The organism is Pseudomonas asturiensis, from assembly GCF_900143095.1.
Lineage (GTDB): Bacteria > Pseudomonadota > Gammaproteobacteria > Pseudomonadales > Pseudomonadaceae > Aquipseudomonas > Aquipseudomonas asturiensis.
Window position 1 is genome coordinate 79,116 of the sequence record NZ_FRDA01000017.1, and the last position, 15,255, is coordinate 94,370.

Here is a 15,255-nt window from a genome sequence, read left to right on the forward strand (position 1 = left end):
GCTGCGGCAAATTATCTAATCTTGCCCGGGGTAGGTGTCAGTTCGTCCTTGTCGAAGTCATCCACGTCGATCACCTTGCGGCGCGCCGCTTCGGCGGTTTTCAGTGTCTGTGCTTCTTCGGCTTGCAACACACCGACACGTAACGCTGCGTCGATGAGTGGCTCGCCAGCTTCCGGTAGAACCTGGCCGCCTTTGACGGCGGTCTGCAGCTTTTTGTGCAGCGGATAAGCGGCGCTCAGCAGGTCGCTGGCATGCTGCAGCGCACCCACTGGATCGTCTGCGGACTGCGGGCGATAGCAACCCGCCAGCAGCTCTTCCAGCGTCGGGTCGCCCTTGGCGCGCCCCAGCACTTGGGCCACTTCGGCATCCAGCCTGTCCGACGGGCCTTTGTGGCGACGGCCGAACGGGAACACAATTACCCGCAATAGACCACCCAGGACACGATTCGGGAAATTGCTGAGGATCTCATCCATCGCTCGTTCCGAGTGGCCCAGGCTTTCCTCCATCGCCCAGCGGAACAGCGGGCTCATGTGGTCCGGCGAACCCAGGTCGTGGTAGCGCTTGAGCGATGCAGAAGCCAGATACAGATGGCTGAGCACATCACCCAGACGCGCCGACAGACGCTCGCGACGTTTCAGCTCGCCACCCAGCAGCATCATGCTCAGGTCCGCCAACATGGCGAATGCCGCAGCCTGACGGTTCAGCGCTCTGAAATAGCCTTGGCTCAGACGGTCGCCCGGCGCTCGTTCGAAATGCCCGAAACCCAGGTTCAGGATCAAGGTGCTGGCAGCGTTGCTGACCGCAAAACCAATGTGCTTGAGCAGCAGGGTATCGAACTCGGCCAGCGCGTTGTCGTGATCCGTGCGTCCGGCCAGCGCCATCTCCTTGAGTACGAACGGGTGGCAACGAATCGCGCCCTGACCGAAGATCATCAGGTTGCGCGAGAGGATATTGGCGCCCTCGACCGTGATGAAGATCGGCGCGCCTTGCCAGTTGCGGCCCAGATAGTTATTCGGGCCCATGATGATGCCCTTGCCGCCGTGAACATCCATGGCATGGCCGATGCATTCGCGGCCGCGTTCGGTCAGGTGGTATTTGAGGATGGCCGACAATACAGAGGGTTTCTCACCCAGATCGACTGCATTGGCCGTCAACATCCGCGCGCTGTCCATCAGCCAGGCGTTGCCGCCAATGCGCGCCAGCGCCTCCTGTATACCTTCGAACGCCGACAGCGGCACGTTGAACTGCTCGCGCACCTTGGCGTACTGGCCGGTCACCAGGCTGGTGTACTTCGCAGCACCGGTGCCTACCGCTGGCAGCGAGATCGAACGACCCACCGACAGGCAGTTCATCAGCATCATCCAGCCCTTGCCGAGCATGGGTTGGCCGCCGATCAGGTAGCTCAACGGAATGAACACGTCCTTGCCAGAGTTGGGACCGTTCATGAATGCCGCACCCAGTGGCACGTGGCGACGGCCAATTTCCACACCCGGTGTGTCGGTGGGAATCAGCGCCAGGCTGATGCCCAGGTCTTCTTCCTCGCCCAGCAGATGCTCGGGGTCATAAGCCTTGAACGCCAGACCCAGTAGCGTCGCAACCGGACCCAGCGTGATGTAGCGCTTTTCCCAGGTCAGGCGCAGGCCAATGACTTCCTCGCCTTGCCACTGACCTTTGCAGATGATGCCGGTGTCCGGCATCGCACCGGCGTCGGAGCCCGCCAGCGGACCGGTCAGGGCGAAGCAGGGGATGTCGTCGCCACGGGCCAGACGCGGCAAGTAGTGATTGCGCTGCTCGTCCGTGCCGTAATGCAACAGCAACTCGGCAGGGCCGAGGGAATTGGGCACCATCACGGTCGAGGCCAGGTCGCCACTGCGCGTCGCCAGCTTCATGGCGACTTGTGAGTGGGCGTAGGCCGAAAAGCCCTTGCCGCCAAATTCTTTCGGGATGATCAACGCGAAGAAGCCGTGCTGCTTGATGTGTGCCCAGGCTTCGGGCGAGAGGTCCATGGCCTGCCCGATCTCCCAGTCACTGACCATTGCGCACAGCGCTTCTGTGGGACCATCAATGAAAGCTTGCTCTTCTTCAGTCAGCTGGACTTTCGGATAGGCCAGCAATTTGTCCCAGTCGGGACGTCCGCTGAACAGCTCGCCATCCCACCAGACCGTACCGGCGTCGATGGCATCGCGCTCGGTTTCGGACATGGGCGGCAAGACTTTCTTGAACCAGCTGAACATCGGCGCCGTGAAATGTTTGCGGCGCAGGTCGGGCAGTACCATCGGTATGAACACCGCCAGCCACACTACCCAGAAAATCGTCAGCAGCCAGCCCGGTGCGTGGCTGAAAATGCCCATCGCCAGCAGGTAGACAGCAACCACCCCGAGTGCGGGGAGCGGGTCGGTACGACGGTGAGCCAGCCAGGCAATGCCCACGACCAGCACGACAATCCACAACAGCAGCATACGTATTCCTCCGTGATGAAAGCCGCTCTCGCAGCGATCAAGAACTGGTCGCCAGGCAGTGGTGGGGCGACATCGATAGTGACCCTGCCCTGACGAGGAAGTTGCCACCATATCAGGTAGACTGAGTAGTCAGTTTTTTCACCGCCAATGCGAGGGGAACGCAATGCTCAAGATCTGGGGACGCAAGAATTCCAGCAATGTGCGCAAGGCACTCTGGATTGCCGAAGAAGTCGGCGTGCCGTATGAAACGCAAGACGCGGGTGGCGCCTTCGGGCTGGTCAACGAGGCGGCGTATCGCGCCAAGAACCCCAACGGCCGTATCCCCATGATCGAAGACGGCGATTTCGTACTTTGGGAGTCCAACGCCATCGTGCGTTATCTGGCCGCTCGCCACGCACCGGACTCGGACCTCTATCCCGCTGATCTTCAAGCGCGTGCGCTGGCGGACAAGTGGATGGACTGGACCAGTTCGACCATCGCCGCGCCCTTCAGCCCCGTGTTCTGGGGTGTGGTGCGTACGCCGGCTGACAAGCAGGACTGGAACGCCATCAACGAAGGCATTAAAAACCTGCACAGTCTGCTTCTGGTCGCCGACGAGGCGTTGTCCCGGCAGCCCTACCTGTCAGGTCAGACGTTTGGCATGGGCGACATCCCGTTGGGCTGTTTTGCCTACGGCTGGTTCGAAATGCCGATTGAACGTCCGCCGCTGCCTCACCTCCAAGCCTGGTATGAACGCCTCAAGACGCGTCCGGCATACCGCAAGGCCGTCATGAGTCCGTTGACGTAATCCGTCTGGAAAATCCCGGCGGGCGCGGCTCGCCGGGTTTTCATCGAGCTTCGATATTTACTATTAACAAATGTGTCTGTACTTGAGTGGTCCGGCCAAGCACCATTGCCTGATCGGGCTCTGGCCACGCATGCCGCGGCGTACAGCCCACCCATTCTCCCTATTCTGATTTGGTGTTTTTTCCTATATGTCTTCCGCTCTGTCCATACGGCAGCTCACCAAAACCTACGGCAACGGTTTCCAGGCCCTGAGTGGTATCGACCTGGACGTTGCCGAAGGCGATTTCTTCGCGTTGCTGGGCCCTAACGGCGCTGGCAAGTCCACGACGATCGGCATCATCTCGACCCTGGTCAACAAGACCAGCGGTACGGTGAACATCTTCGGCCATGACCTGGACCGCGAGCCCGCTGCGCTCAAGCGTTCCATCGGTGTCGTGCCGCAGGAATTCAATTTCAACCAGTTCGAGAAAACGTTCGACATCGTCGTGACCCAGGCCGGTTACTACGGCATTCCCGCGAAAGTTGCCAGGGAACGTGCCGAGCAATACCTGACCCAGCTGGGCTTGTGGGACAAGCGCGATGTGCCTTCTCGCTCGCTGTCCGGCGGCATGAAGCGCCGTCTGATGATCGCCCGGGCGCTGATCCACGAGCCGCGCCTGTTGATCCTCGATGAACCGACTGCCGGTGTGGACATCGAACTGCGCCGCTCGATGTGGACGTTTCTCACCGAGCTGAATCGTCAGGGCATCACGATTATTCTGACCACGCACTATCTTGAAGAGGCCGAGCAACTGTGCCGCAATATCGGCATCATCGACCACGGCACGATTGTGCAGAACACCAGCATGAAGCAGTTGCTCAGCACCCTGACCGTCGAGACGTTCCTGCTCGATCTCAAGGCGACCTGGCAAACCGCGCCTCAACTGCCGGGTTTTTCAAGCCGTCTGCTCGACAGTCACACGCTGGAAGTGCAGGTCGACAAGAACGTCGGCATCACGGCGCTGTTCAGCCAACTGGCCGCACAGAACATCGAAGTGCTGAGCCTGCGCAATAAATCCAATCGCCTCGAGGAGTTGTTCGTGTCTCTGGTGGAAAAAAACCTGGCGAAGGTGGCGCTATGACTGCTCACGCCGGCGAGCTTCGCCCCAACCTGATTGCCCTGAAGACCATCGTTTACCGTGAAGTTCATCGCTTCATGCGCATCTGGCCGCAGACCCTTCTGCCGCCGGCGATCACCATGGTTCTGTACTTTGTCATCTTCGGTAACCTGATCGGCCGTCAGATCGGTGACATGGGTGGCTTCACTTACATGCAGTACATTGTGCCGGGGCTGATCATGATGTCGGTGATCACCAACTCCTACGGCAACGTGGTCTCGAGCTTCTTCGGTGCGAAGTTCCAGCATTCGATTGAAGAGCTGATGGTGTCGCCCGTCTCACCGCACACCATTCTGATCGGCTATACGCTGGGTGGCGTGTTGCGCGGCCTGATGGTCGGCTTCATCGTGACGATGCTGTCGATGTTCTTCACCGACCTGCAAGTGCATCACCTGGGCGTGACCATCGTCGTTGTCGTGCTGACCGCAACGATCTTCTCGCTGCTGGGCTTCATCAACGCTGTTTTCGCACGCAACTTCGACGATATCTCGATCATCCCGACCTTCGTGCTGACCCCGCTGACCTACCTGGGCGGCGTGTTCTATTCGATCAACCTGCTGCCGCCATTCTGGCAGACCGTGTCGCTGGCCAACCCGGTCCTGCATATGGTCAACGCCTTTCGCTACGGCATCCTCGGTGTTTCCGACATCAAGATCAGCATCGCCCTGGCGTTCATGATCGTGGCCACCTTCGTGCTGTACGCGGGTTGCGCACGCTTGCTGGTGAGTGGTCGGGGTATGCGTCAGTAATCTGCTGAACATCGACCCGCCCTGAAGGCGGGTTGATACCTCTACAAGCCTGTCTGTTCAGATTCTGAAACACACCTGAGGTACACGAATCTCCAGTTACGCCCATCCTTGAAGCTCCCCACTTCGAGGAAGACCCATGCGCACAGGGATGATCGCGCTGGCTTTGGGCCTGCTGGCCTTGCGTTTTCTGCCTGCCTTGCCCGCCACCTGGCTGCTATTGCTGATGCCCGTCGTGGCGTTGATGCTGCTGCCGTTTCGCACCTACCCCTTGGCTTTCTTCCTGTTCGGACTTACCTGGGCTTGCGTCTCGGCGCAGTCGGCACTGAACGATCGCCTGTTGCCCCGGCTCGACGGACAGACGCTGTGGCTGCAGGGCAAGGTGGTCGGATTGCCGAGCGCATCTGAAGGAGTGGTGCGTTTCGAACTCGCAGAAGGCGTGTCACGTCGCGCGAAGCTGCCCGGGCTGATGCGCATTGCCTGGTATGGCGGCCCCGAGGTGCGCAGTGGTGAGCGTTGGCGGCTGGCAGTAAAACTCAAGCGGCCGGGCGGGCTGGTCAATCCTGATGCGTTCGATTATGAAGCCTGGCTGTTGGCTCAGCGTATCGGGGCGACCGGAACGGTCGTGGACGGTCAGTTGCTGGCGCCGGCTCGTGCCGCCTGGCGTGATGCCATACGCCAGCGCTTGCTGGCCGTTGATGCACAGGGGCGAGAAGGGGGGCTGGCGGCGCTGGTGCTGGGTGACGGCTCGGGGCTGTCAAGCATCGACTGGCAGGTGCTGCAGGATACCGGCACCGTGCACCTGTTGGTGATATCCGGTCAGCACGTCAGCTTATTGGCCGGGGTGATGTATGCGCTGGTGAGTCTGCTGGTACGTTGGGGGCTGTGGCCGCGCGCGTTGCCCTGGCTGCCGTGGGCCTGTGGTCTGGCATTCGCTTCGGCGCTTGGTTATGGGCTGCTGGCCGGCTTCGATGTGCCGGTCAGGCGTGCCTGCGTGATGGTGGGCCTGGTGCTGTTGTGGCGCTTGCGCTTTCGGCATTTGGGCCTGCTTTGGCCGTTGCTGCTGTCGCTTGACGCAGTGCTGGTTTTTGAACCCTTGGTGAGTCTGCGGCCCGGTTTCTGGCTGTCGTTTGCCGCCGTGGGGATTCTGATTCTTATCTTCAGCGGACGCCTTGGTGCCTGGGGCTGGATTCAGAGCTGGACGCGAGCCCAGTGGCTGATTGCCGTGGGCCTGCTTCCAATCCTGATGATGTTGAACCTGCCGATCAGTATCAGCGGTCCGCTCGCCAACCTGGTCGCGGTGCCTTGGGTCAGCGTGATCGTTCTGCCCCCGGCGCTGATCGGCACCCTGTTGCTGCCCGTTCCCTGGCTGGGCGAAAGCCTTCTGTGGGTGGCCGGTGGAGCGCTGGAGTGGCTGTTCGTGTTTTTGGGCTGGATGGCTGATCAAGCGCCTGCGTGGCTGCCCAGCGCAACACCCGCCTGGGTTCTGGCGCTGAGTCTGCTCGGTGCGTTGCTGGTCTTATTGCCCAAGGGCGTGCCGGTCAGGCCCTTGGGCTGGCCGCTTCTCTTGTTATGTGTATTTGCACCACTCAAGCCGGTGCCCGTCGGGCAGGTCGATGTCCTGCAACTGGATGTCGGTCAGGGGCTGGCGATATTGCTTCGCACGCGTCATCACACGTTGCTCTACGACGCCGGGCCGCGCTTTGGCGAATTCGATATCGGCCAGCGCGTGGTCTTGCCCGCCATCCGCAAGAGCGGGGTACGGCATCTGGACATGATGCTGCTCAGTCATGCCGACGCGGACCATGCCGGCGGCGCGCTGGCTGTCCACGGGGCATTGTCGGTCGGGCGTGTGCTTGGGGGTGACATTGCCCGGCTTGCGCCTGCACTCGATGCCAGTCGATGCGAAAACGGTGAGCGTTGGGAATGGGACGGTGTGGTCTTTTCAACCTGGATCTGGGAGCAGGCACCGGAAGGCAACGCGGGGTCCTGCATGCTGAGTGTCGACGCCAATGGCGAGCGATTGTTGCTGACCGGCGACGTCGATGCCGAAGCCGAACAGGCGGCCATCGACAGCGGATTCGACCTGCGCGCGCACTGGTTGCAGGCGCCGCATCATGGCAGCCGGACTTCGTCTTCCAAGCCGTTTCTGAAAGCCGTCATGCCAACCGGCGTCCTGATCTCGCGCGGGCGCAACAATGCGTTCGGCCATCCGCATCCGCTCGTCATGGCGCGTTATAGATGGTTTGGCATTGCCAGCTACGACAGCGCCGAGCTGGGCGCAATTCGCCTGCAACTGGGAACATTCGGATCGCCTGAAGCACAACGTGCGCAGCGGCGTTTCTGGCGTGACTGAATCCACGGATATCGATCTGATCGTTCGGCACCCGGCGACCCTATGGTAGAGTGGCGCCAATTTTTCAAGGGAGTGGTCACTGTGTGGGAACTGGTCAAATCTGGCGGCTGGATGATGTTGCCGATCATTTTGAGTTCCATCGCCGCTGCCGGCATCATCATCGAGCGTCTCTGGACGTTGCGCGCCAGTCGTATCACGCCGCCGCATCTGCTGGGGCAGGTCTGGCAGTGGATTCAGGAACACAAACTCGATAACGACAAGCTCAAGCAACTGCGCGCCGATTCGCCTCTGGGTGAAATTCTTGCCGCGGGCCTGGCCAACTCCAAGCATGGTCGCGAGATCATGAAAGAGTGCATTGAAGAAGCCGCTGCCCGGGTCATTCACGATCTGGAGCGTTACCTGAGCGCACTCGGTTCGATTGCCGCCATGGCACCGCTGCTGGGTCTGCTGGGCACCGTGCTGGGCATGATCGACATTTTCGGATCGTTCAACAGCTCGGGTGCGACGGCCAACGCCGGGGTGCTGGCTGGTGGTATTTCCAAGGCGCTGATCTGTACTGCCTCTGGCCTTATCGTTGCGATTCCGGCCATCTTCTTTCACCGTTTCCTGCAAAGCCGTGTCGATGAGCTGGTGGTTGGCATGGAGCAGCAGGCGATTCGTCTGGTCGAGGTGGTGCAGGGTGACCGGGATGTCGATCTGATCGACGCGAAGGTTGACCTCAAATCCCTGGCCAAGGCAGGCGGGAGCAAGAAGAAGTGAAGTTTCGTCGCCGCAGGCCGCGGGAGAACATCGACATCAACCTGGTTTCGTTGATCGACGTGGTGTTCATTCTGCTGCTGTTCTTTATCGTGACCACCACCTTCACCCGGGAAACCCAATTGCGGGTCGACCTGCCGCAGGCGGTCACAGGCACGCCGGAAGTGGACGCAAGCGCCAAACACCTGGACATTGCCATTAATGCCGACGGGATCTTTTCCCTGAACAATCAGCTATTGCCGAAAAACGATCTGCCTACATTGATCGAGGCCCTGCAGCGTGAGTCGGCAGGTGACACCAGCCTGCCACTGTCCATCAGCGCTGATGGCAAGACTCCGCATCAGTCCGTCATTACGGCGATGGATGCAGCAGGCAAGCTTGGGTTCAGTCATTTGCGCATGACCACGGTCGAGGCCACACAGGCTAACTGATGGCATTCACTGACCGTTTGCTTGACGCCTGGTACAACGGCCATCCTGCGCTGGCGCTGTTGCGTCCTCTCGAAAGCCTTTACCGCCGCGTTGTCAAAGGCAAACGTGCGCGGTTTGTGGCGGGCGAGGGCGATATCTACAGGGCGCCGGTACCGATCATCGTGGTTGGAAACATCACCGTGGGCGGCACAGGCAAGACGCCGTTGATTGTGTGGATGATCGAACACTGTCAGCGTCGCGGTCTGCGGGTTGGCGTGGTCAGTCGCGGATATGGCGCCAAACCGCCAAGCCTGCCCTGGCGGGTCCTGCCCGAACACAGTGCTGGCCAAGCCGGTGATGAGCCGTTGCTGATCGTGCAGCGTTGCGCAGTGCCGCTGATGATCGACCCGGACCGCGCCCAGGCCGTGCGCGCATTGTTGGCTGCCGAACCCCTTGACCTGATTCTTTGCGACGACGGATTGCAGCATTACCGGCTGGCGCGTGATCTTGAGCTGGTGTTGATCGACGCCGCGCGTGGCCTGGGCAATCGTCGTTGCCTGCCTGCCGGGCCATTGCGCGAGCCAGCAGAGCGGCTGAGCAGCGTCGATGCCGTGCTCTACAACGGTGCCACGGCGGATCGCGAGGATGGCTATGCGTTCAGGCTCAAGCCAGCCGCATTGGTCAACCTGCGCAGCGGTGCGCGCCAGCCGGTGGATCATTTCCCTGCCGGGCAGGCGGTGCACGCTGTGGCCGGGATCGGCAACCCGCAACGTTTCTTCAACACCCTCGAAGGATTACACTGGCGGCCTGTGCAGCACGCATTCGCCGACCATGCGGTCTATAGCGCTCAGGCACTGACCTTCACGCCATCTCTGCCTCTGGTCATGACCGAGAAGGATGCCGTGAAATGCCGGGCCTTTGCGGCTGAGGACTGGTGGTATCTGGCGGTGGATGCGGTGCCTTCCGACGCTTTTGTCAGCTGGTTCGATGAGCAGCTGTCACGTCTCTCTCCTTGATTGCTTCAGGATCTCCCATGGACACCAAACTACTCGACATCCTTGCTTGCCCGATCTGCAAAGGCCCCTTGAAGCTCAGTGCGGACAAGACCGAGCTGATCAGCAAGGGCGCAGGCCTTGCGTACCCTATTCGCGACGGCATTCCGGTGATGCTCGAAACCGAAGCACGCACGCTGACTGCCGATGAGCGTCTGGAAAAATGACCACCGACTTCACCGTTGTGATTCCGGCGCGTTACGGCTCCAGCCGTTTTCCGGGCAAGCCGCTTAAAGTCATCGCGGGCAAGCCCATGGTCCAGCATGTCTGGGAGCAGGCCCGCAAGAGCAGCGCTCAGCGTGTCGTGGTTGCCACTGACGACGCACGCATCGTTGAAGCCTGCCAGGCATTCGGCGCTGAAGTCTTGTTGACCCGCGAGGATCATAACTCCGGCACCGACCGTCTGGCCGAAGTGGCCACGCAACTGGGGCTGGCGGCTGATGCGATCGTCGTCAACGTGCAGGGTGACGAGCCGATGATTCCGCCTGCGGTGATTGATCAGGTGGCGCTTAATCTCGCGGCTCATCCTGAGGCTGGCATTTCGACGTTGGCCGAGCCCATCGATGATGTGACGGCGCTGTTCAACCCGAATGTGGTGAAGGTTTCGTCCGACATCAACGGTCTCGCGCTGACGTTCAGCCGTGCGCCGTTGCCCTGGGCGCGTGATGCCCTGGCTGTGAGCCGTGACGTGTTGCCTGCAGACGTGCCTTATCGCCGTCATATCGGTATTTATGCCTATCGCGCCGGCTTTCTGCATGACTTTGTCAGTTGGGGGCCGTGCTGGCTGGAAAACACCGAAAACCTCGAGCAACTGCGTGCGCTCTGGAATGGCGTGCGTATTCATGTTGCCGATGCAATCGAGGCGCCGCCTGCGGGTGTCGACACCCCTGAAGACCTTGAGCGCGTAAAACGCCTGCTGGAGGTTTGATGTCAGTTCTCCAGTCGTTCGGGAAGGCAGTCCAATGACGTTGCAGGTGCAGTCTGCAGTTTCCCTCAAGCCTTTCAACACCTTCGGTGTGGATGTGCGGGCACAACTGTTTGCCGAGGCGCACAGCGACGATGATGTCCGCCAGGCCCTTGCGTACTCGACCGAGCACGATGTGCCGCTGCTGGTTATCGGCGGTGGCAGCAACCTGTTGCTCAGTGGTGATGTCAACGCATTGGTGTTGCGTATGGCCAGTCGTGGCGTTCGCATTGTGCGCGAGGACTGTTCTGAGGCCATTGTCGAGGCTGAAGCAGGTGAGCCCTGGCATCCCTTTGTTCAGGAGTCTCTGCGAATGGGGCTCGCCGGGCTGGAGAATCTCAGCCTTATCCCCGGTACGGTCGGCGCTGCGCCCATGCAGAACATCGGTGCCTATGGGGTCGAGATCAAGGACGTGTTTCACAGCCTGACTGCGCTGGACCGTGAAACCGGTGAGCTGCGCGAGTTCTCGCTGGAGGAGTGCGCGTTCGGCTATCGCGACAGCGTGTTCAAGCACGAGGTGGGTCGCTGGCTGATCCTGCGTGTGCGCTTCAGGCTCTGTTGGGAGGCGAAGCTGCACCTGGAATACGGACCTGTCCGTCAGCGGCTGGACGAGCTGGGTATCCAGCATCCGACCCCATTTGATGTCAGTCGGGCAATCTGTGCGATCCGCAGCGAAAAACTGCCGGATCCTGCGGTGTTGGGCAATGCGGGCAGTTTCTTCAAGAACCCGGTCGTTTCCGCTGACGCCTTTGCTGCAATCAAGCATGAACATCCGAATGTGGTTGGTTATCCACAGGCTGATGCCGGAGTAAAGCTGGCGGCCGGCTGGTTGATCGAGCAGGCTGGCTGGAAGGGCTTTCGAGAGGGGGACGCGGGCGTACACGCGCTTCAATCGCTGGTGCTGGTCAACTATGGGCAGGCCACTGGCTTGCAACTGTTGAACCTGGCACATCGTATACAGGCTGACATCGCAGAGCGCTTCAATGTCGAGCTTGAGATGGAGCCGAATCTTTACTGAGTCGTGCTTTTTAAAATCGCTGGCTGATCCTCCCCATCGCATTTCGTTACACCTAACCCTGCTGGATGAATACCAGGCTAAGTGGCAGGGAGTCCTCCTGTTCTCTTCAGGGGTTGCGTTGTAACGCTGGGTGCGATCAATCACCGGATCGCTCAAATCGCAGGCATAAAAAAGCCCTGCCTGTTTGCACAGGCAGGGCTTTTTCATGGGTCGGGTTTAGACGAGGGGTTTAGGCTCGGTTTCTTTCCCGGCGTGTTGCTGCTCAGCATTTTCCTCGGTTGTCAGCGAAGGCTGGGCCGATTCTGCTTCAGGCGCAACCGGTGCAGGTTCGGCAACGACCGGCGTAGCGGAGGCGGCCTGTTCGGCTTCCTTCTGACGGCGAGCTTCTTCTTCACGCTTGCGGCGACGAACTTCACGAGGATCGTTCGGTGCACGACCTGTGCTGCTGACCGGCAAGGCAGGGGCTTCAACAGCCACAGGCTCTTGAGCTTCGTGCACAGCCGGTGCCTCTTCAGCCGCGGGGGCTTGTGGTGCGAAGTACGGAGCAGGCTCCTCCTTCACGAACACAGGCTCTGCAGCAGGGGCAGGTGTTGGCAGCTCGGCGGATTCAGTGGCTGGCACGTCTTCCTGGGCCTTGGCTTCGACCGGAGCCTGCGGCTCTGGCGTGGGTTCCGGCGTTGGCGTGAACGGTACGACGCGCTCTGCGTGAGGCGCTTCAAACAGTTCGGTCTGCGCAGCGATGGCCGGTGCTTCGGTCACTGTCGGTTGAACCTCAACCTCAGGGGCCGCGTGTACGCTTGGTGCTTCGTCAGCAACAGGCGCTTCGACAGCAGGCAGTTCGACAGTCGGTTCTGCTGCGACTGGCGCTGGTTCGGCCGGTGCTTCAACGACAGGCGATTCAACCGCTGGCGCTTCGGTCGCGGGTGTCTCGACAACCGGCGTTGGCTCTGCAGTATCAGCCACAGGCGCTTCAACGGAGCTGTTGGCGCGTTCGGCCTGCTCGTTGGCCTGAGCCTCGGCAGGAGCGCTGATCACGGTGCTGGCGACAGCAGCGGTAGCGGCCAGACCGGCAGCCACATCAGTGCCTTGCTCTTCTTCGCTGCCGTTCTCTTCGGAGCCTTCGATCACGTTGCCGTTGGCGTCACGCTGACGTTCACGACGGTTACTGCGACGACGCTGACCGCGGGAGCGGCGACGAGGGCGTTCGCCGTCGTTGCTGTCCTGGTTGTCTTCGTGAGCCTGCTCTTCGTTGAGCAGCACTTCTTCTTCGCTCGTCTCAACAACCGCCTGCTCGGCACGTGGCTGACGCTCTTCACGCGGGGCACGAGGCTGGCGTTCTTCACGCGGTGCGCGCTCAGGACGCTCTTCGCGTGCCAGGCTCACCGCAGGTGCGGCATCCAGAGGTTCGCGCAGTTCGCGCACCGGACGCTCTTCACGACCTTCGCGAGGCTTGCGCTCACGGGAGGTGCGAGCCGGACGCTCTTCACGTGGAGTGGTGGTCGTTGCTGCGTCGTCACGTACTTCGCGAGGTGTGCGCTCTTCACGAGGTGCGCGTTCTTCGCGTGGAGCACGTTCTTCACGAGGTGCACGTTCTTCGCGCGGAGCGCGTTCTGCACGCTCTTCACGTGGAGCACGTTCTTCACGAGGCTTGCGCTCTTCGTCGCGACGATTGTTGCGACCGCGGCTCTGCTGACGACCGTTACGACGTTCCTCGTTGCGGGCCGGGCGTTCGGTGGCAGCTGGTTTTTCGACCACTACCGGTGCAACAGGCTCTTCCTTGGTCGCGAACAGGCTGACCAGCGATTTCACCAGGCCCTTGAACAGGCTTGGCTCGGGCATGACCGGCGCTGGCGCTGCCGGGGCGGCTTCCACAGGAACTGGCGCATTGGCGCGAGCCGGGGCTGTCTTGACTGCCGCTTCCTGGCGAACCAGGGTGCGGGTCGCTGCAGCCAGCGGAGCGATTTCTTCCACTTCGGCAGCGGCAGCAGCGATTTCGTAGCTGGACTGGTTGTTGTGGGCTTCCGGGCTGTCATCACGCAGACGCTGCACTTCGAAGTGCGGAGTTTCGAGATGATCGTTCGGCAGGATGATGATGCGTGCACGGGTGCGCAGTTCGATCTTGGTGATCGAGTTGCGCTTCTCGTTGAGCAGGAATGCAGCAACCGGGATCGGCACCTGGGCGCGTACTTCGGCAGTACGGTCTTTCAGGGCTTCTTCTTCGATCAGGCGCAGGATGGCCAGCGACAGCGACTCAACATCACGGATGATGCCGGTGCCGTTGCAGCGCGGGCAGACGATGCCGCTGCTTTCGCCGAGCGATGGACGCAGACGCTGACGGGACATTTCCAGCAGGCCGAAGCGCGAGATGCGACCGACCTGAACGCGGGCGCGGTCGGCTTCCAGGCTTTCACGGACCTTTTCTTCCACGGCGCGCTGGTTCTTGGCCGGCGTCATGTCGATGAAGTCGATGACGATCAGGCCGCCGATGTCACGCAGGCGCAATTGGCGGGCGATTTCTTCAGCCGCTTCAAGGTTGGTCTGCAGGGCGGTTTCTTCGATGTCGCTGCCTTTTGTGGCGCGCGCCGAGTTGATGTCGATGGACACCAGGGCTTCGGTCGGATCGATGACGATGGAGCCACCGGAAGGCAGTTCGACGACGCGCTGGAAAGCGGTCTCGATCTGGCTTTCGATCTGGAAACGGTTGAACAGCGGAACGCTGTCTTCGTACAGCTTGATCTTGCTGGCGTACTGCGGCATCACCTGGCGGATGAAGGTCAGCGCTTCTTCCTGGGCTTCGACGCTGTCGATCAGGACTTCACCGATGTCCTGGCGCAGGTAGTCGCGGATGGCGCGGATGATGACGTTGCTTTCCTGGTAGATCAGGAAAGGTGCGGAGCGATCCAGGGACGCTTCCTTGATGGCGGTCCACAGTTGCAACAGGTAATCGAGGTCCCATTGCATCTCTTCGCTGCTGCGACCCAGACCTGCGGTGCGCACGATCAGACCCATGTCGGCCGGTGCGATCAGGCCGTTCAGTGCTTCACGCAGTTCATTGCGTTCTTCACCTTCGATGCGACGCGAAATGCCGCCGGCACGCGGGTTGTTTGGCATCAGGACCAGATAGCGGCCTGCCAGGCTGATGAAGGTGGTCAGGGCTGCGCCCTTGTTGCCACGCTCTTCTTTCTCGACCTGAACGATGACTTCCTGGCCTTCGCTCAGGACGTCCTTGATGTTGACGCGGCCTTCAGGGGCTTTCTTGAAGTACTCGCGGGAGATTTCCTTGAGGGGCAGAAAGCCGTGGCGCTCAGAGCCGAAATCGACAAAGGCAGCCTCAAGGCTTGGTTCGATGCGAGTGATACGGCCTTTGTAGATGTTGGCCTTTTTCTGCTCGCGTGCACCTGATTCGATGTCCAGGTCGTAGAGGCGCTGGCCGTCTACCAGTGCAACACGCAACTCTTCAGGTTGAGTTGCGTTAATCAGCATTCTTTTCATGTAGTACCGTCGGTTTCCGGGCTGCCGGAAACGGCGTTCGGCACACACGACTTCTCACG

General features: G+C 60.8%; 12 protein-coding genes. 10 read left to right on the forward strand and 2 right to left on the reverse strand.

The window, feature by feature from the left end; all coding sequences use genetic code 11:
* Positions 1 to 11 precede the first annotated feature (11 nt).
* On the reverse strand, positions 12 to 2,459 hold the full coding sequence (locus BUB69_RS23395; RefSeq protein ID WP_073171232.1) for an acyl-CoA dehydrogenase: 2,448 nt from the start codon (positions 2,457 to 2,459) through the stop codon (positions 12 to 14).
* A 163-nt stretch (positions 2,460 to 2,622) separates the two neighbouring features.
* On the opposite strand from BUB69_RS23395, the gene BUB69_RS23400 reads away from it, so the two are divergent.
* The 10 genes from BUB69_RS23400 (at position 2,623) to murB (ending at position 11,704) form a co-directional block, all read left to right on the forward strand.
* The gene (locus tag BUB69_RS23400; RefSeq protein WP_024685242.1) at positions 2,623 to 3,246 is read left to right on the forward strand and encodes a glutathione S-transferase; all 624 of its coding nucleotides are present in this window, start codon (positions 2,623 to 2,625) and stop codon (positions 3,244 to 3,246) included.
* Between the two features lie 187 nt (positions 3,247 to 3,433).
* The gene (locus tag BUB69_RS23405) at positions 3,434 to 4,366 is read left to right on the forward strand and encodes an ABC transporter ATP-binding protein (RefSeq protein ID WP_073171235.1); all 933 of its coding nucleotides are present in this window, start codon (positions 3,434 to 3,436) and stop codon (positions 4,364 to 4,366) included.
* On the forward strand, positions 4,363 to 5,151 hold the full coding sequence (locus BUB69_RS23410; RefSeq protein WP_073171240.1) for an ABC transporter permease: 789 nt from the start codon (positions 4,363 to 4,365) through the stop codon (positions 5,149 to 5,151). The genes BUB69_RS23405 and BUB69_RS23410 overlap by 4 nt, the downstream gene beginning before the upstream one ends.
* Positions 5,152 to 5,287: 136 nt before the next feature.
* Positions 5,288 to 7,504 carry a DNA internalization-related competence protein ComEC/Rec2 gene (locus BUB69_RS23415; RefSeq protein WP_073171243.1) on the forward strand — a complete coding sequence of 739 codons (2,217 nt, stop codon included), beginning with the start codon at positions 5,288 to 5,290 and terminating at the stop codon, positions 7,502 to 7,504.
* A 42-nt stretch (positions 7,505 to 7,546) separates the two neighbouring features.
* On the forward strand, positions 7,547 to 8,263 hold the full coding sequence (locus BUB69_RS23420) for a MotA/TolQ/ExbB proton channel family protein (RefSeq protein ID WP_073171246.1): 717 nt from the start codon (positions 7,547 to 7,549) through the stop codon (positions 8,261 to 8,263).
* Positions 8,260 to 8,691, forward strand: a complete 432-nt coding sequence (locus BUB69_RS23425) for an ExbD/TolR family protein (protein WP_073171249.1) — start codon at positions 8,260 to 8,262, stop codon at positions 8,689 to 8,691. Before BUB69_RS23420 ends, BUB69_RS23425 begins: the two co-directional genes overlap by 4 nt.
* Positions 8,691 to 9,686, forward strand: a complete 996-nt coding sequence (gene lpxK, locus BUB69_RS23430; protein ID WP_073171253.1) for a tetraacyldisaccharide 4'-kinase — start codon at positions 8,691 to 8,693, stop codon at positions 9,684 to 9,686. Before BUB69_RS23425 ends, lpxK begins: the two co-directional genes overlap by 1 nt.
* Before the next feature lie 17 nt (positions 9,687 to 9,703).
* Positions 9,704 to 9,889 (forward strand): Trm112 family protein, encoded by a 186-nt coding sequence (locus BUB69_RS23435; RefSeq protein ID WP_073171256.1) that lies wholly within the window; start codon positions 9,704 to 9,706, stop codon positions 9,887 to 9,889.
* A complete protein-coding gene (gene kdsB / locus BUB69_RS23440) occupies positions 9,886 to 10,650 on the forward strand; it encodes a 3-deoxy-manno-octulosonate cytidylyltransferase (protein ID WP_073171259.1) in 765 nt (254 codons plus the stop codon). The genes BUB69_RS23435 and kdsB overlap by 4 nt, the downstream gene beginning before the upstream one ends.
* 34 nt (positions 10,651 to 10,684) lie before the next feature.
* Positions 10,685 to 11,704 (forward strand): UDP-N-acetylmuramate dehydrogenase, encoded by a 1,020-nt coding sequence (murB, locus tag BUB69_RS23445; protein ID WP_073171262.1) that lies wholly within the window; start codon positions 10,685 to 10,687, stop codon positions 11,702 to 11,704.
* A 216-nt stretch (positions 11,705 to 11,920) separates the two neighbouring features.
* Here the strand turns inward: murB and rne are convergent, their stop codons facing one another.
* Entirely contained in the window at positions 11,921 to 15,187 is a 3,267-nt protein-coding gene (gene rne / locus BUB69_RS23450; protein ID WP_217654479.1) for a ribonuclease E, read from the reverse strand.
* Positions 15,188 to 15,255 lie beyond the last annotated feature (68 nt).